Consider the following 16,566-nt stretch of genomic DNA (forward strand, 5'->3'; position numbering starts at 1 on the left):
GACCTTGCTGGAGGGACTGGAGCAGGTCCTCCGGTTCTTCCACGGGATCACCGCGCCCCTGCCGGTGCTAGGCGCCGCCTCCTGGGGATGGGCGATCATCCTGCTCACGATCGCCGTGCGCCTCGTCCTCCTGCCGCTGGCGGTGAAGCAGACAAACTCGATGCGGGCGATGCAGCACCTTCAGCCCGAGATCAAGAAGCTGCAGGCCAAGCACAAGGTCGATCGGGGCCTGATGCGCAGCAACCCGGAGAAGTACAAAGAGGCGCGGCAGAAGCAGCAAGAGGCCGTGATGGCGCTGTACAAGGAGCACAACGTCAACCCGGCGTCGAGCTGCCTGCCGCTCGTCGCCCAGATGCCGATCTTCATCGCGCTGTTCAGCATGCTGCGCAGCCCGGACATCATCCCGGAACTCGTCAAGGCACCGTTCCCGATCGATGCCACCCTGCAGATGCCGGCCAACCAGGCGGGCATCATCGCGATCGGGATGCTGCTCGCGATGGGCGTCACGACCTTCGTGCAGCAGAAGCAGATGATGGGGCGTCAGGCGGTCGCCGCCGACGACCAGCAGATGCAGCAGCAGAAGATGATGCTGTACATCATGCCGGTCTTTCTGGTGTTCCTGGGGTTCAACCTGCCGGTCGGTGTGCTCGTCTACTGGGTCACCACCAACCTGCTGCAGATGGCGCAGCAGTGGTACATGCTCCGTGAGGTCGACCACGAGGCCTCCGGTGGCGGCAGGAGCACGTCGTCCGGATCAGGCTCCACGAGGGGAACGAAACGGTCCGGTGGCTCGAAGCCGACGACCAGAAGGCCGACGACCGGGAAGCCGCCAACGTCGAAGGGGAAGGGCGGCACGGGTCGCAGCGGCAGCCAGGGCAACGGCCACAAGCCGGGCGGCCCGGGTCGGCTCGGTCGCAAGAACGACGAGACGAGGGACAAGCGACGATGACGCGGATGGTTGAGAAGCGTGCGTCCACGGTCGAGGACGCCACGACGGCGGCGTTGGCGGAGCTTGGGGTCGGCCGGGACGCGGTGAAGGTCGAGGTCCTGAGCGAGGGCAGACGTGGGCTGTTCAGCGGCCGGAGCCGGGCACATGTGCGCGTGACGGTGCTGGATGCAGCCGCCAACAACGGAGAGACAACGGTGACAGAGACCGCTGTGCAGGACGCCGATGCGTCCGTCGAGGACACGACGGAGCGGGCCGTTGCCAAGGCTGCCGATGCGCCGGCCCACGAGGAGCCGGTCGTGACGACCGACGACGAGCCGGTCGTGACGACCGACGAGCCGCCCACCGTCACGACCGACGAGGCGGACGACGCCGACGCGGATGCGACGAATCGGCTGGCCGAGCTGAACGAGGAGGCGGATCTCGCCGCGGACTTCGTCGAGGGCCTCCTCGACATCCTGGAGCTCCCTGGCGACATCGAGATCGAGGTCGACGAGAGCCAGGCCTTCGTGAATGTCGTCGACGTTGGCAGTGGGCTGCTGATCGGCCGCCGCGGTGCGACCCTCGAGGCGCTGCAGGAGCTGGTCCGTGCCGCGACGCAACGACAGATCGAACGGCGGTCGCACGTTCGCATCGACATCGAGGGGTACCGGCAGCGGCAGCTCGAGAAGATGAAGGACCGGTGTCGGGACGGGATCGCGCAGGTGCGCGAGACAGGCGAGCCGTTCCGTCTCGAGCCGATGGACGCGTACGAACGCAAGATCATGCACGACCTGGTGGCGCGGACCGGTGGTGTCACCTCTGCGAGTGAAGGCACGGAACCCCGCCGACGTGTCGTCGTGTACGCAGAGGAAGAATGACAGCGGTGTAGTTCGCGCCCGTACCGTCCGACCGAGCGCCGCCGATCAGTCGTCTGTTGAGCCAGGTCCCGCCGAGGTTGGGGTCCGACGGCGCCGGTCCTCCAGTCGTTTGCGAAGCCAGGTCCCGCAACGTTTCACGTGAAACAGGAGGCGCAGACGATGAAACGGCGGGAACTCCCGGCGGGCCTGCAGTGCCGTGTGGTGACGCGACGGGGGTTCAGACCATCCGGCATCCTCGCGGTGCGGTGAGCTGAGGCCCAGCACGGTGGACTCCGGCAGTCGTCCACGACCGATCGAGCCGTCCTGGGCCGCGGAGCTTGCGCGTCTGATCGCGTCCGCCCCCGTCAACCTGGTCTCCCGAGCCGACCGAGGCGACGTCCAAGGGATCCACCTTGACGAGGCCATCGCTGTCACACGCCACCTGCACGTGCGCGACGGCGACCGATGGATGGATCTCGGGACAGGTGGTGGCCTGCCTGGCCTTGTCCTGGCCGCGGCGTACCCGCAGACATCGTGGACGCTCGTAGATGCACGTTCGAAGAAGATCGAGCTTGTGCGCCACTTCGCAGATGTGCTCGACCTGCCCAACGTGCAGGCACTGCACGCAAGGGCGGAGGATCTGGCGGCATCGGGTCACATCGGGATCTACAACGGCGTCGTCAGCCGCGCGGCCGGGTCCCTCGCGGCGACAGTTGTGCTGGCCCGTCCGTTCATCACCCGCGGCACGGTCATCGCCATCAGGGGACCGCGCGCGAGAGAAGATGTGGACGCATGCGCCACGATCTGTGCTGATCTCGGCCTTGTGGTCGATGCGGTGGAGGAGATAGGCGGTACGATCCGGCCGACCTGGTTGGTCCGGCTGCGTGGGCAGGGACCGGTGCCGGCGGACTTCCCCCGAACCCAACGTGCGCTGTTGCGTGCCACCCGTGGAGGATCGAGTGACGGCTCTGCCTGATGAGGACCGCTGGTACGGCTACTGGCGTGTCGACCAACGGTTTCACGTGAAACATCCCGACCGCAGCCGCACGACGCCGGCGTCGACCATCGTGGTCGCCAACCAGAAGGGCGGCGTCGGCAAGACGACGACCGCGGTGAGCGTGGCGTCGGCCCTCGCCCAGCAGTCGGTGCGGGTGCTGCTCGTGGACAGCGATCCACAGGCGAACTGCACATCGGGCGTGGGGATCCGTCTGCGACCCGATCAGCCGAGCATCTACGACGTGCTCAGCGACAACCTGCCTGCTGCGAAGGCGATCGAGCAGACCGACATCGCGAACCTCTGGCTGCTGCCATCATCGATCGACCTCGCAGGCGCTGAGATCGAGTTGGTCAGCGCGCTGAGCCGTGAGCAGCAACTCCGGCGCGCGCTCAATGACGTACGGCACCACTTCGACATCGTTATCGTCGACTGCCCACCAAGCCTCGGCCTACTGACCATCAATGCCCTGTCGGCCGCCGACGGGGTCGTCGTTCCGATCCAGTGCGAGTACTACGCGCTCGAAGGCCTGGGTGCACTTACGCGCAACGCCGAGCTGATTCGCCAAACGCTGAACCGTGATCTGAAGATCACCGGGTTCGCGCTGACGATGTATGACGGTCGGACCAAGCTGTCGCACGAGGTGGCCGAGGAGGTCCGGCGACACTTCGGTGATCTCGTGTTCCAGACGCGAATCCCGCGGTCGGTCCGCCTCGCGGAGGCACCGTCGTATGGCCAACCGATCACGGTGTTCGATCCCGGATCTCGCGGTGCGGTGGCGTACCATCGCCTCGCCAGTGAGGTGTGGGAGCGGGTGGTGTCCGCGGAAGCGGCGAGGAGCACCGGATGAGCCGGACCGGCGGACTTGGACGCGGACTCGAGGCGCTGATCCCGACGGCGACGGCCGAGCGGGGCGGACTGCGGACGATCTCTCTCGACACGATCGAGCCGAATCCACGGCAGCCACGTGAGGGATTCGACCAGCAGGGTCTGGCCGAGCTCGCGCAGTCGCTCCAGACTGTCGGCCTCCTCCAGCCCATCATCGTACGTGAACGGCCCGAGGGCCGGTACCAGATCATCGCGGGAGAGCGCCGGTTCCGCGCCGCACAGCTGGCCGGCTTCCGCGAGATCCGCGCCGTCGTGCGCCACACCGATGATGACCAGGTGCTCACCGAGGCCCTGGTCGAGAACATCCACCGCGTCGACCTGAACGCGCTGGAGGAGGCTGCGGCGTACCAGCAGCTGCTCGACGACTTCGCGTTCACCCACGAGCAGCTTGCCGCGCGGCTGGGCAAGTCCCGCTCGGCCATCACGAACACGATCCGCCTGCTCAGCCTCGGCGTCGAGTTGCAGCAGCAGGTCGCGTCCGGTGCGCTCACGCCCGGCCACGCGCGTGCCCTGCTGGCCATCGATGACGCCGCGATCCAGGGTGAGGTCGCAGACCGCGTCATCGCCGACGGGCTATCGGTGCGCGCGACGGAGCGGCTGATTCGCACACTGGTCGAGCAGCGTGACGCGCCCGTGCCGACACAGGAGGCCGCGCCGACGCCCTACTTCGGCCTGCAGCAGCGCCTGTCTGACGTCTTCGCCACGAAGGTGCGCATCACGGGGACCGCCAAGCGGGGCCAGGTCGTGATCGACTTCTCGGGACAAGACGACCTTCAGCGGCTGCTCGGGATGCTCGAGGGTGGGGTGGGCGCCGGTCTGGCGCAGGAACAGCCGCTGTAGCCGCCTGCCGCTCAACGTCGGGAACCCGCTCCGCTGGCGCGTGCGAGCTCGATCAGCTGCTCACACAACGCCTCGAACGGCAGGCCTGCGGCACGGGCGGCGAGCGGGAGCAGCGATGTCTCCGTCAGGCCAGGACACGTGTCGACCTCGAGGACCCACGGCTGGCCCTGGTCGTCGACCATGAGGTCAGCGCGCATGACGTGACGGCAGCCCAGGACGTCCCATGCACCGCGTGCTGCCGCGGCGCAGGCCCGTGCGACGTGGGCGTCGAGTCGGGCCGGGACGTGGAACTCGGTCGCCCCGTGGGTGTAGCGCGCGGCGAAGTCATAGGTGCCCTCCTTGGCATGGATCTCAACAGCAGGCAGCGCCATGCCGTCGACGATCGAGACCGCGATCTCGGTGCCCCTGACGACCTGCTCGAGGAGCACCGCCGAGTGGTAGTGGAACGCCGCCATGACCGCAGCGGCGAGGTCCTCCCGGCGCTCGACCCGGCGGACCCCGAGTGACGCGCCGCCCTGCACCGGCTTGACCATGAGGGGGAAGGCCAGTCGTGATGCGATGCGGTCCAGCGCCTGTCCGGCGCCGTACTCGCGGACCGCGTCCGTGCTCAGCACGTGCCAGTCGGGGGTGGTGACGCCGTGCCGCCGCAACATGCCCTTGCTGACGCTCTTGTCCCAGGCAAGCGCGGACGAGGTCGCACGCGACCCCGTATAGGCCAGGTCGAGCAGGTCGAGCAGCCGCTGGATGCTGCCGTCTTCGCCCACCTGGCCGTGGAGGGCCAGGAAGACGACGTCGATCGGCTGCTCGGTCAGGGTGCCGACGAGGCCGGTGTCGAGATCAAGGGTGATGACGTCGTGCCCACGGTCACGCAACGCCTCGGTGACGCGCTTGCCGGAGCTCAGGCTGACCTCGCGCTCGAAGCTGGTACCACCCGACAGCACCGCGATCGTCATGAGCGGCTCCCCCAGCCCGCGTGGTCGTACATCGCGGCGCGCAGCGCGACCTGCTCCCGGACGACGCGCGCGAGCCGGCGGACCCCCTCACGTATCCGTTCGCTGGTCGGGAAGCAGAACGACAGGCGCATCTCGCGCTCACCGGAGCCGTCCGCGTAGAACGCGCGGCCTGGGACGTAGGCGACGCGGGCCTGCAGGGCGCTCGGGAGCAGTTCCTTGCTGTCCATGCCATCGGGCAGGCGCAGCCACACGAAGAACCCGCCTGTGGGCAGGCTCCAGGTGCACATGCCCTCGAGTTGGCGTGCGAGCTCCTCGAGCATCGCGTCACACCGCTCGCGGTAGAGCTCCCGGAACTTCTCCACCTGTTCGAGCCAGGGCTGCGTGGCCAGCCAGCGCTCCGCGACGTACTGCGTGAGGTTCGACTGGCTGAGGTCTGCGGTCTCCTTGAGCAGGGTGAGCTTGCGCCTGACCGGCGCCGGTGCGACGGCCCAGCCGATGCGGATGCCCGGCGAGAAGATCTTCGACAGGGTCCCCAGGTAGATGACCCGCTCCGGTGCCATCGTGTGCAGGGCTGGCAGCTGCTCGCCCTTGAAGTCCAGCAGGCCGTAGGGGTTGTCCTCCACGAGCAGAAGATCGTGACGCTCCGCGCGCTCGATCAGCGCCTCGCGCCGGGTCGCTGACATCGAGACGCCGGCCGGGTTCTGGTGGTTCGGCACCGTGTAGAGGAACTTGGCCGACCGCCCGGCCGCGGCAAGGGCCGCCATGGTTTCGTCGAGCGCTTCCGGGATGAGGCCGTGCTCGTCCATATTGACGTGGATCACGTGACCTTGATACGCTGAAAATGCACCTAATGCACCGACATATGCGGGACCTTCCGCCAGCACGATGTCTCCTGGGTTGCAGAACAGCCGACTGAGGAGATCCAGTGCCTGCTGGCCGCCGTTGGTGACCACGATGTCGTCGGGGTGGGCTTTGACGTGCTCGGCGGCCATGACATCGACGAGCCGCTCCCGGAGCTCGTCGAGTCCCTGTCCGCCACCGTACTGCAGGGCGGTCGGACCGGCGTCACGCAGGACGGCGGTGGTGACCTCGGTCACGGCGGCGTTGTCCAGCGCCGCGGTGTAGGGCATACCGCCGGCGAGCGACACGATCTCGGGACGTGTCGCCACGGCGAACAGGGCGCGGATCTCGGACGCCGTCATGCCGCGTGCGCGGCGTGCGTACCGCTCCTGGTACGGGTCGAGTTGGACCTCGGTCATGTGATCGCCTCAGCGCCTCGTGAGCTGTTGGCGATGGAGCTTATCGGGTGAGCCGTCCGTCCGCCGTCCGCCCGCGCCATGGCCCGGCGCCGTCGCGATGCGTGGAAGTACACTGCGCACTGCGACCGTCCTGCCGGCGGACGCGTACGACGAATCCCCAGAGGTGGCCAAGTGCGCGAAGGTCGACCAGTCGACGCGGGCGACGTCGTCGACGTCGGACCGACGCCCGTCACGCGTGCCGTCATCGGTCTGGCCGTGGGGCTGGTCATCGGTGCCCTGTTGGCACTGCTGCTGCCGCGTGGTGGCTTCCGGCGCCGGTGAGCGACCGCATTCGCCCGCTGACGAGCGAGCTGATCGAGCACCTTCCCGAGCCGTGTCGCACGTGCCTGTTCTGGGAGTTGGCCGACGCGCCACGCGGGCCCCAGCCGGACCGCGCCGCCGAGGTCGCCGAGGCCAAGCTGCTGTACCACCGCGCGGTCGAGCTCGACTGGGGCCCGCCCGGCCTGCTGGTCCGCTCTGACGACCGTACCCTGGCCTTCGCGACATTCGTGCCGGCCGAGCAGGCGCACCGGACACGCCGCCTCGGGTCCGTGCCCAGCGATGACGCGCTGGTGCTGACCACGATGTGGGTCGATCCTGACGTGCGCGGCACCGGCATCGCGTCCGCCCTGCTGCACCGGGTGCTCAGGCAGGCCCACGACATGGGTCTGCGCGCGGTCGAGGCGACCGCGATACGCGGCGGCGACGGTCCGTGCCTGCTGCCCGAGGCGTTCCTGCTGGCGAACGGCTTCGTCGTCCACCACCAGCACGTCCGGCACCCACTGCTGCGCCTCGACCTGCGCCAGACTGTCCGCTGGCAGGACGCGATCGAGCAAGCACTGAGGGGCGTGCGCATCGTGCTGGGTCGGCGTGACCGGCGGACCGCGCCGTCGGCCTCCTGAGGAGGCGTGAGGGCGCGTCAGCCGACGGTAACGGGCAATGGTGCCACGAAGAAGCGGGCCACACCCGTCAGCAGCGCCTCGGCGATGGTCGCCTGCAACGACGTATCCGTCAGCCGTGCCTCGTCCTCCGGTGAGCTGAGGAACCCGGGCTCGACGATTACGGCCGGCATCCGGGTCTCGCGCAGGATCGCCCACGTCATCGGATGGACCCGGCAGTCGGGAACCCAGTCGTGTGTCACCAGCTCGTCGAGCAGCGCGGTCGCCAGCCGCTGCCCCGACTCCGAGACGAACTGCTGGGTGCCGAAGTAGTAGGTGGCGGCTCCGCGGGCCGACGGGTTGCCAAGCGAGTTCGTGCTGATCGAGATGACCGCGTCGACGTCGAGCTCGTTGGCGAGTCGTGCACGCTCGCTTCCCGAGGGTGACGTGGTCGGCCCGCGTGACAGGAACGCGCTGGCACCCGTCGCGTTCAGGCGGGCGGCCAGCTGGCTGGCGATCGCCCAGGTCACGTCCGCCTCCACCGTGCCGGCCGGCCCGGTCGCTCCGGGATCGGCGGGGCCGCGCGCGGGGTCGATCAGCAACCTGCGGCTGGTCAGGCTCTGCCCGATCCACTCGCGCAGCCGCTCCCGCTGGCGAGCGCGCACGCCGGCGCCCGCGCGCTGGTGGTCGCGCCGCAGGCGCCGGAGCTGCTGGACCGTCGCGGGGCCCACCCGGCCGTCGACCGCCAGGCCCATGTTGCGCTGGAACTCCTCGACGGCCGCCTGGGTCGCACGGCCGAAGATACCGTCCTCGTTGCCGGCATCGAAGCCCAGCTGGTTCAGCCGCAGCTGGAGGTCCACGACGTCGTCGCCTCGCAGCGGCACGCGCGTCCGCAGCAGCAGGCGGTCACCCAGCGAATAGCCGGCCTCGACGAGGACCCGCCACGTCTCCTGGCTCACGATGCCGTCCGCAGGCAGGCCGCGCAGGCGCTGAAACTGACGAACGGCCTGTTCGGTCGGCTGATCGAACAAGCCGTTGACAGTCACATCGTGGGTGCGGATCCGCTGGAGCCGGCGCTGCAAGTCGGCCACCTCCGGACCATCGGCGCCGCGCCGAAGTCGTGAATCTGCGTCCATCGGACTCGACGTTACCGCCTCGATGGCGGGCGCGTCGACGTCTGCGGGAACGCACCAGCCCGGCGGGTCAGATGAACTCGGAGACCTCGCTCACGAGCTGCGCCTTGCCGCGGGCGCCGACGATGCGCTTGCGCTCGTCGCCCTCGGCGAAGACCATCAGCGTCGGGATCGACATGACGCGGTAGCGACGCGCGATGTCGGGGTTGTCGTCGACGTTGAGCTTGACGACCTTCAAGCTTTCGGCGTGCTCGGCGGCGACCTCGTCGACGATCGGGCTCACCATCCGGCAGGGACCGCACCATTCCGCCCAGAAGTCCACCAGTACCGGCTTGTTCGAGTGCAGGACCTCGGTGTCCCAGCTGGTATCGGTCACGGCTCTGGTGTTGCTCAATCTTCTGCCTTTCGGTCATCGTGGTGTGCAGATCTCGCGGTCTGTCCAACGGTGTGCCGGGCGAGGATATTCCTGTTCGCACGTCCCGCACACCGTCGCTGGGTGTTGTCCGATCAGCGCACGGACGTGGCGCGGCGCCGGCGTGCGCCTCACCAGTTGTGTGCGTCGATCCCCAGCCAGTGCTCGGCGTCGATCGCGGCCTTGCAGCCCATGCCGGCGGCCGTGACGGCCTGACGGTAGGTGTGGTCCACCACATCGCCCGCCGCGAACACCCCCGCTGCGCTGGTGCGCGTGCTCGGCGGATCGACGATGATGTAGCCTTGGTCGTCGAGCTCGAGCTGACCGGTGAACAGCCCCGTCTCCGGGTCGTGGCCGATCGCGACGAACAGGCCGTCGGTGGGCAGCTCCCTGTTCTCGCCGGTGACGGTGTCGGTCAGCTCCACCGCGGTCACCTTGTCGTCGCCGCGCACGTCGGTGACGACCGCGTTCCAGATGAAGTCGATCTTGTCGTTCGCGAACGCGCGATCCTGCATCACCTGGGAGGCGCGGAGCTGGTCGCGGCGGTGGACGACCGTGACCGAGCTGGCGAACTTGGTGAGGAACGTGGCCTCCTCCATCGCGGAGTCACCGCCGCCCACGACCACGAGCTTGAGGTCGCGGAAGAAGAAACCGTCGCAGGTTGCGCAGCTCGACACGCCCTTGCCGATCAACCGCTGCTCGTTGGGCAGGTCGAGCCAGCGGGCCTTCGCCCCTGTCGAGACGATGACGGAACGCGCCCGGTGGGTGTCGCCGCCGACCTTGACATCGAACGGCGACCCGTTGGTGAGGTCGACCTGGTCGACGTCCTGCGACACGAACGTCGCTCCGAAGCGCTCGGCCTGCTTGCGCATGTCTGCCATGAGGGCCGGGCCCATCACGCCGTCGGGAAAGCCCGGGTAGTTCTCTACATCGGTGGTCAGCATGAGCTGGCCACCCGCGGCGCGGCCCTCGATCATGAGGGGTTGCAGCGCCGCCCGCGCGGTGTACAGCGCGGCGGTCAGCCCTGCCGGCCCGGATCCGATGATGATGACGTCGTGCACCACGTCGTCGCTCATGTCAGTGCTGTCCTGTCAGTGCGTGTGCTGTGGGCATCAACCACCCCTGGCAACGCGGCGGTCGGTGCAGGATATTCCGGTCCTCCGTCGGCCTCGGGGGTGCGCGTCGCGACCCCGGGCCGCGCTCCTAGACTGGTGACGTGACCGAGATCGTGCAGACGTGCGTCAACCATCCTGACACCGAGACCAGGATCGCGTGCTCATCGTGCGGCGACCCGATCTGCACGCGCTGCATGCGGACGGCGGCGGTCGGCCAGAAGTGCCCGCGGTGCGCCAGGTCCCCGCGATCCGCGCGTGCGTTCGGCAAGCCCCAGCACTACGTCCGGGCGGTCGGAGGCGGGCTGCTGGCCGCCGTGGTCGGCGGCGTCGTCTACGCGCAGCTCGTCGCGACTGTGCGCTTCGGATCCCTGATCCTGGCAGGCGTGCTCGGCTTCCTCATCGGCCGGGTGGTCAAGTGGGGTGCGCGCGGACAGACCCAGCAGCCGTTCCTTACCATCGCGATGGGGCTCGCCGGGCTCGCCGTGGCGGTCGCGTTCCTGCTCGGTGCCGGCACGCTGCTGCCGCTGCGCAGCCTTGCGATCCTCGCGTATCCGGTCGCGATCTGGCTGGCCATGCGGGGCCTGCAGAGCTGACGCGCTCGACCGGCCGTGTCCCGCGGCTCGCCCGGGCACGACCCCACCGACCGCGACCGTGACCCGTCGCCGCGCGTTCGCTAGGGCTGCACGGCGATCGTGCGGATCGCGGCACACGTCCGTGGGTCGAGCAGCACGATCTGTGGGCTCGCACCCCGGACCATGACGGCAAGCGCCACGCGGCCGTCTTCGTCGACCAGGTCGACCGTCGCGGCCCTGAGCTCGCCCACGCACAGCCGGGCTGTCGGCAACCCGGCCTGATCGCGCAGTAGCCGCTCGCGCGCACGCAGGTTCCCGGGCGGATCGGCGCGCAACCGCTCCGCACGCGCAGCGATCTCTGCGTCACCCTCGACCCTGGCGACCGCCTGCTCGTCGGTGCGGGTGTCGTCGCCACGTACCGGTTCGCTGGCAGCGCCCTCGGCGGTCATGGCACCGGCGCCGCCACCAGCGGCGCGACCCGCAGCCTCGTCTGGCGCAGCCGCCTGCGGCTCCTCGGCCCCCGCGCCCGCCTGGTCCTCGAGCGAGACCTCACCACCCGCGGACTCCTCGGTGCCACCGCTGCCGAGCTGGCCGAGCACGGCGGCCGTGCCCAGCACGGTGACCAGGACGATGGCGGCGGCGGTGGCCAGGACCGGCATCGCCCGCACCGACCAGCGACGAGGACGCCGAACCTCGGTCGTCACGTCGTGCTCGTCCGTATCAGGTCCCGCGCGCTCGGTCTGCAGCCGCTCGCGCAGCCGCGCACGGACATCGGCCGGCGCGGTCACCTCGTCGAGGCGCTGCAGCCGCGCCCGTGTCGCCGCGAGGGCGTCGAGGCGTGCCGCGAGCGCATCGTCCGAGGCCAGACGGCGCTCGATGCGGGCCGTGGTCACCTCGTCGGTGTCGCCGTCGAGGTAGGCGGCGAGCAGCGCGCCCTCGTCGCGGGCGTCGGGTCCGGTGGAGCTGTCGTCACGCATTGGCAGTCAGTCCTGCACAGTTGGAGGGTGATCGACGTCCCGTTGGTTCCGAACGGGTTCAAGAAGTTCGGCGAGGCGCGCGTGACCGCGGTGCACGCGCGACTTGGCGGTGCCGACAGCGACCTCCTGCGCGTGCGCGATGTCCGCATAGCTGGCGCCGACGACGTCGCGCAGCAGGACGGCATGGCGCTGGTCGGGATCAAGCTCTCCCAGTGCGTCCAGCAGATCCGGGCGCAGCTCCGCCGCGGCGAGGCGGTCGACGGTCGCCTGGTCGGAACCCTCCGGGCGCGTGCCTCCACGGTCGTCGTCCAGCGGCACGGTGCGCGGCTGCCGCGCGCGACGTCGGGCCAGGTCGTGGCACGCGTTCATGGTCACCCTGTACAGCCAGGTGGACAGCGCGGCGCGTCCGCGGAAGCTCGCCAGCCCGCGGTGGCACGCCAGGAAGGCGGCCTGGAATGCGTCCTCCGCGTCGTGGGGGTCGCGGAAGTAGCGCAGGCAGATCGCATAGACGTGGTCGGCGTGACGGTCGACGATCGCGTCGAACGCCGCATCGTCGCCCGCCAGCGCGCGGGCGACGAGCTCGTGGTCGGCCGTCATGGTCTGGGGTCCGTCTCACAGGTCCACCCGGGATTCGGCTCTGTCTGCGTCCCGGTTCGCGTCGTTGCGACTCGCACACGTGCAACCCGGGCATGCGGCGCTCGCCGCGCCCTGCGAGCTGAGCGCAGCTCCACCCTCGGTGCACGACCGGATCGCAGGACAGACCCCTACCGGCCGCCGCTCCTCACGAGCGGATCCCCTCGATCGAGACCTCGGAGAACGCGGCGCTGTAGCCGCGGTCGTAGTCGACAAGCGGCGCGATGAGCCAGATCATCAGGTACCGCGTCTCGATCTGCTCCTTCTCGAACGTGATCACGGGCCGCCTGTCGGAGCGGCGCACGGAGCCGACGGTGCGCCACTCGTCGGGCGCTGCCGTCCTGTCGTCGGACACCCGGATGTCGTAGCTGATGCCGGGGCTGGGTGTCTCGAGCGTCAGCGCGGTCGGCTGGACCTTCTCGCCGAGGTCGATGATGATGCCCAGCCCGTCCTTGAGGTTGCCGAAGTCGGGTGAGCTGTAGGAGTCGGTGCGCCAGCGCGTCTCGGGGTCGCGGTCCATCATGTCGCCGAGCAGGTCGTCGTGCTCGGTCGGTGGCAGGCCCTCGGGGTCGACGGTCGACAGGTCCTGGATCGCCAGCTGCTGTGGTGCGACCGCCGCCGGGGTCGCCTCGTTGCCACTCACGATCAGCGAGGGCACGCCGCGGATCTCGAACACGCCGGTCGCCACGCCGACGGCGATCAGCAGCGCCGACACCACCAGCAGACCCAGCGCTGACGCGAGCCACCGACCCTCGCTGCGCAGGAACGACCGGCTGTTGATGGGCTGCGAGACGTACGCGGCCTCGTCGGCGTCCGGGAGCGTCTCGCCCCGCACGAGCATCTGGGTCGTCTCGGTCAGGACTTCGTCGTCGCGTGCCCACGGCTCGAGTGCCTCGGCGAACGCGCGGCAGTTCGGATGGCGGTCCGACGGGTCGCGGGCGAGCGCCCGCATGACGACGTCGTCGAGCTCCTTGGGCATGTCGGCACGCAGCGCACGCAGCGGCAGCGGCTCGTGGTCCAGCCGTTGTGCGGCGATCGCCACCGTCGACGAGGCGGAGAACGGCTGCTGGCCGCTCAGCGCCTCGTAGAGGACGCAGCCCAGGGAGTACTGGTCGGCGCGGCCGTCCACGGGCCTGTCCTCGACCTGCTCCGGCGCCACGTAGGCGGCCGTGCCGAGCACCATGCCGGTCTTGGTGAGCTCGCTGCGGGAGTGCTCGACCTTGACGATGCCGAAGTCGCCCATCTTCACCGCGCCCTCCTGCCCCAGCAGGATGTTGGCGGGCTTCACGTCGCGGTGGACCAGGCCCCGCTCGTGGGCGAAGTCGAGGGCGAAGGCGACGCGCATGCCGACGCTGGCGGCGAGGCCCGGGTCGAGCCGGCCGTACTGCACCATGACCTCGCGCAGGGTCACCCCCTGGACGAACTCCATGACGAGGTAGACCCAGTCGCCGTCGCGTCCCGTGTCGTAGATGCCGACGATCCCCGGGTGGGCGAGCTTGGCCGCCGCGACCGCCTCGCGCCGGAAACGCTCGCGGAAGTCGCGGTCGTTCGACAGGTGCTTGTGCAGGAGCTTGACCGCGACGGTGCGCGCCAGCTTCTCGTCGTGTGCCCGCCACACGGTGGCCATGCCACCGATCGCGATGCGTTCCTCGAGCAGGTAGCGGTCGCTGAGCACCCTCGGTGGGAGCGAGGGGTCAGGCTCCGGACCTCCACCGGTGAGGACACCGGTGCGCTCGACGTCGTCGCTCATGTCACCGCACGTACCTGACGTGCGGGCGACGGGCCGGGCTCCAGGGGGTCGTGGAACGCACCGCCCCTGAGTGGTTCGGGCCTCGACCCTTGCTGAACGCCCGACTCCATTCGGTTGCTCACTCCAGAACGCCGGACCCGTGAGGGCTGAACCAGTGACCGAGTGTACTTCGCCCCTCAGCGGTGCAAAGACCGTCCTGGTCTGCGCGACCCCGTTCGTCCCGTGCGACCAGCACCTGCGCGGCGATGCGCCGGAGCGATCTGCCGTCGCCCTGGGTCGCGTCGGTGGGTCACAGCCCGGTCGGGTCGAGCGGCGCGCGCTGGGTGATGAACGACCGCGCTGACGTCGAAGGCCATGAGGGTGAGGAGGACGATGAAGATCCTCATGCGCGCGGCGATGGTGAGCCGTGCGGCGCCCCGCTCGCTCGCGAGGTTCATGGTCGACTCCACACGCGGTCCGTGGGATGGTGGAGCGCCTGTCGGCCGTGTGGGCGGGCGCCTCAGCGCAGGCGCATGGGCCGGGGCGGCGAGCCGTCCCACCGGTGCCGGTCAGCGGCGCAGCACCCGCCCCAGCTGCGCGATCTCGGGCAGGCGCAGCGCGGTTGCGACGGCCACGTAGGTCAGACCGACCGCGGCAGCGGTCAGCAGGAGCAGCACGAGCAGTGGCTGTGCTCCGAGAACGACGCGCACGACGATGCCGGCGATCGCCGCCGTCGTGCCCGCGGTGCCGGTGCGGAGCATCCAACCGCCGCCGACCCTCACGCGGATGTCGGCGACGCGCGCGAGGTGACGGCGGAGCAGGCCGTACTCCAGCCAGGACGTCATGCCCGCCGCGAGCGTGAGCCCCACCGCGCCGAGCCGCAGGAACGTGGTCTGGTCGGTCGCCCGCGCGTCGATCGGCAGCGGGGCGAAGGCCGGCAGCGACCCTCGCACGACGACGCCGGCATTGGTCAGCGCGAGACGGTCGAACTGGAGCATCAGTACCGCGCCGAGCGCCGCAGCTACCACGACGCGGACGATGGCGTACCGGGTGGGCGACCTCGTGTCGCCGGCCGCGTAGAGCGCCGATTGGAGCAGGCGTGACGACGTGTTCGACAGGAGGCCCACCGTGGAGCCCAGCAGCACGAGCCAGACCTGCTGCGCGGCGAGCGGCGTCAGGACGGTGGCGTAGACCAGGTCGCCGAGCACGACGAATGCGGCGATCGTCGGTATCACGTAGAACGCGATGCGGGCGAGCATCGGGTGCAGCCGCCCTGCGACCCTCCCATTCTCGGCCTCCTGCAGGGACGACAGGGCGGGCAGCTCCGAGGCCGCCACGCTCATCCCGAACAGGCTGACCGGCAGCAGCGCGAGCCGTGTCGCGTACTCGACGGCGGCTACGGCGCCGGCGGCCAGCAGGCTCGCAAGCGCGATGTCGACGTAGATCATCAGTTGCACGACACCGCGCCCGGTCACGACCGGCCAGAACGACCGCAGGGTTCTGCGGACCCCGGAGCGGCTCGTGTCCAGCGAGATCCGCAGAGCGGGGTTGGAGCGCACGACGGCAGGGACCTGGACGGCGAACTGCAGCAGGCCACCGACGAGCGCACCCCAGGCCAGCGCGATCGCCAGCTGCGCCAGCTCGGCGTCGGACGCCTCCGTCGAGGCGATGCCGCCATCGAGCAGGACAGCGGCGGCGGCGACGAGGACGGCGATCTGGGTGACGTTCCAGATCACCGGCGCCACGTAGGACAGAAAGAACCTGCGGTGGCTGTTGAGCACGCCGAGGCACCACGCCGACAGCACCAGGAACCCGACGCCGGGGAACAGGATCCGGGTCAGGGTGACCGTGAGCTCCAGACGCTGGCCGGTGAAGCCGATGGCGACGAGACGCGTGATCGGCTCCGCCAACGCGACACCCAGCAGCGCGAGGAGACCGGTCAACGCCGTCAGCAGACCCGCGATCGCGCCGGCGACGAGACCGGCCTCCTCGTAGCGGCGCTGCGCGAGCAGGCGGCTGTAGACCGGGATGAACGAGGCTGACAGCACCCCTTCACCCAGAAGGTTCTGGAGCAGGTTCGGGATGCGCATCGCGGCCTGCAACGCGTCGGCGACCGGGCTGACGCCGAAGTACCTGGCGACCGCGGCGGTGCGCGCGAGCCCGCTCACCCGCGACAGGAGGATGCCGGCGGCGACGAGTGCAGAGTTCCGCGAGGAACTGGGATCGTCCGGGAGCTCGGTCTCGAGGGTGTGCTCTGGACGGTTCACGCGCGAAGACCGGTGGCGGTGGGGCTGTGGGACAGCACGTCGCTCGTCGGGGGTGTGAAGTGAGGTCGGACGGACATGTCGGCCAAGGATAA

At 69.7% G+C, this 16,566-nt stretch carries 17 protein-coding genes; 8 read left to right on the forward strand and 9 right to left on the reverse strand.

Annotated features, from left to right (window positions below):
• The 5 genes from VK923_17250 to VK923_17270 all read left to right on the forward strand — a co-directional run.
• The coding region (locus tag VK923_17250; protein ID HSJ46426.1) for a YidC/Oxa1 family membrane protein insertase at positions 1 to 949 on the forward strand (949 nt) is incomplete at its 5' end.
• Positions 950 to 954: 5 nt separating this feature from the next.
• A complete protein-coding gene (gene jag, locus VK923_17255) occupies positions 955 to 1,806 on the forward strand; it encodes an RNA-binding cell elongation regulator Jag/EloR (protein HSJ46427.1) in 852 nt (283 codons plus the stop codon).
• A gap of 265 nt (positions 1,807 to 2,071) precedes the next feature.
• Positions 2,072 to 2,761, forward strand: coding sequence for an RsmG family class I SAM-dependent methyltransferase (locus tag VK923_17260; GenBank protein ID HSJ46428.1), 690 nt, complete (start codon positions 2,072 to 2,074; stop codon positions 2,759 to 2,761).
• The gene (locus VK923_17265; protein HSJ46429.1) at positions 2,745 to 3,629 is read left to right on the forward strand and encodes an AAA family ATPase; all 885 of its coding nucleotides are present in this window, start codon (positions 2,745 to 2,747) and stop codon (positions 3,627 to 3,629) included. The genes VK923_17260 and VK923_17265 overlap by 17 nt, the downstream gene beginning before the upstream one ends.
• Entirely contained in the window at positions 3,626 to 4,507 is an 882-nt protein-coding gene (locus VK923_17270; protein HSJ46430.1) for a ParB/RepB/Spo0J family partition protein, read from the forward strand. Before VK923_17265 ends, VK923_17270 begins: the two co-directional genes overlap by 4 nt.
• Before the next feature lie 11 nt (positions 4,508 to 4,518).
• On the opposite strand, the gene VK923_17275 is transcribed toward VK923_17270, so the two are convergent.
• Positions 4,519 to 5,460 carry a D-alanine--D-alanine ligase gene (locus VK923_17275; protein HSJ46431.1) on the reverse strand — a complete coding sequence of 314 codons (942 nt, stop codon included), beginning with the start codon at positions 5,458 to 5,460 and terminating at the stop codon, positions 4,519 to 4,521.
• Positions 5,457 to 6,719: a PLP-dependent aminotransferase family protein gene (locus VK923_17280; GenBank protein ID HSJ46432.1), complete on the reverse strand. Its 1,263-nt coding sequence runs from the start codon at positions 6,717 to 6,719 to the stop codon at positions 5,457 to 5,459. Before VK923_17280 ends, VK923_17275 begins: the two co-directional genes overlap by 4 nt.
• A 171-nt stretch (positions 6,720 to 6,890) precedes the next feature.
• Between VK923_17280 and VK923_17285 the strand changes: the two genes are divergently transcribed.
• Both VK923_17285 and VK923_17290 read left to right on the forward strand, forming a co-directional pair.
• Positions 6,891 to 7,040 carry a hypothetical protein gene (locus tag VK923_17285; protein ID HSJ46433.1) on the forward strand — a complete coding sequence of 50 codons (150 nt, stop codon included), beginning with the start codon at positions 6,891 to 6,893 and terminating at the stop codon, positions 7,038 to 7,040.
• Positions 7,037 to 7,660, forward strand: a complete 624-nt coding sequence (locus tag VK923_17290; GenBank protein ID HSJ46434.1) for a GNAT family N-acetyltransferase — start codon at positions 7,037 to 7,039, stop codon at positions 7,658 to 7,660. The genes VK923_17285 and VK923_17290 overlap by 4 nt, the downstream gene beginning before the upstream one ends.
• Before the next feature lie 17 nt (positions 7,661 to 7,677).
• Here VK923_17290 and VK923_17295 read toward each other — a convergent pair whose 3' ends face one another.
• The 3 genes from VK923_17295 to trxB form a co-directional block, all read right to left on the reverse strand.
• Complete coding sequence (locus VK923_17295; GenBank protein ID HSJ46435.1) at positions 7,678 to 8,727, reverse strand: N-acetylmuramoyl-L-alanine amidase; 1,050 nt, start codon at positions 8,725 to 8,727, stop codon at positions 7,678 to 7,680.
• A 112-nt stretch (positions 8,728 to 8,839) separates the two neighbouring features.
• Positions 8,840 to 9,145, reverse strand: coding sequence for a thioredoxin (gene trxA, locus VK923_17300; GenBank protein HSJ46436.1), 306 nt, complete (start codon positions 9,143 to 9,145; stop codon positions 8,840 to 8,842).
• Between the two features lie 167 nt (positions 9,146 to 9,312).
• Positions 9,313 to 10,257 carry a thioredoxin-disulfide reductase gene (gene trxB / locus VK923_17305; protein ID HSJ46437.1) on the reverse strand — a complete coding sequence of 315 codons (945 nt, stop codon included), beginning with the start codon at positions 10,255 to 10,257 and terminating at the stop codon, positions 9,313 to 9,315.
• Positions 10,258 to 10,397: 140 nt separating this feature from the next.
• On the opposite strand from trxB, the gene VK923_17310 reads away from it, so the two are divergent.
• The gene (locus tag VK923_17310; protein ID HSJ46438.1) at positions 10,398 to 10,889 is read left to right on the forward strand and encodes a hypothetical protein; all 492 of its coding nucleotides are present in this window, start codon (positions 10,398 to 10,400) and stop codon (positions 10,887 to 10,889) included.
• A gap of 80 nt (positions 10,890 to 10,969) precedes the next feature.
• Here the strand turns inward: VK923_17310 and VK923_17315 are convergent, their stop codons facing one another.
• From VK923_17315 to murJ, 4 genes are all read right to left on the reverse strand, one after another.
• Positions 10,970 to 11,845 carry a hypothetical protein gene (locus VK923_17315; GenBank protein HSJ46439.1) on the reverse strand — a complete coding sequence of 292 codons (876 nt, stop codon included), beginning with the start codon at positions 11,843 to 11,845 and terminating at the stop codon, positions 10,970 to 10,972.
• Between the two features lie 6 nt (positions 11,846 to 11,851).
• Positions 11,852 to 12,442 (reverse strand): sigma-70 family RNA polymerase sigma factor, encoded by a 591-nt coding sequence (locus tag VK923_17320; protein HSJ46440.1) that lies wholly within the window; start codon positions 12,440 to 12,442, stop codon positions 11,852 to 11,854.
• A gap of 184 nt (positions 12,443 to 12,626) precedes the next feature.
• Complete coding sequence (locus VK923_17325) at positions 12,627 to 14,228, reverse strand: serine/threonine-protein kinase (protein HSJ46441.1); 1,602 nt, start codon at positions 14,226 to 14,228, stop codon at positions 12,627 to 12,629.
• 548 nt (positions 14,229 to 14,776) lie between these two features.
• On the reverse strand, positions 14,777 to 16,474 hold the full coding sequence (murJ, locus tag VK923_17330; protein ID HSJ46442.1) for a murein biosynthesis integral membrane protein MurJ: 1,698 nt from the start codon (positions 16,472 to 16,474) through the stop codon (positions 14,777 to 14,779).
• Between the last annotated feature and the right edge of the window lie 92 nt (positions 16,475 to 16,566).

Source organism: Euzebyales bacterium (genome assembly GCA_035461305.1).
Lineage (GTDB): Bacteria > Actinomycetota > Nitriliruptoria > Euzebyales > JAHELV01 > JAHELV01.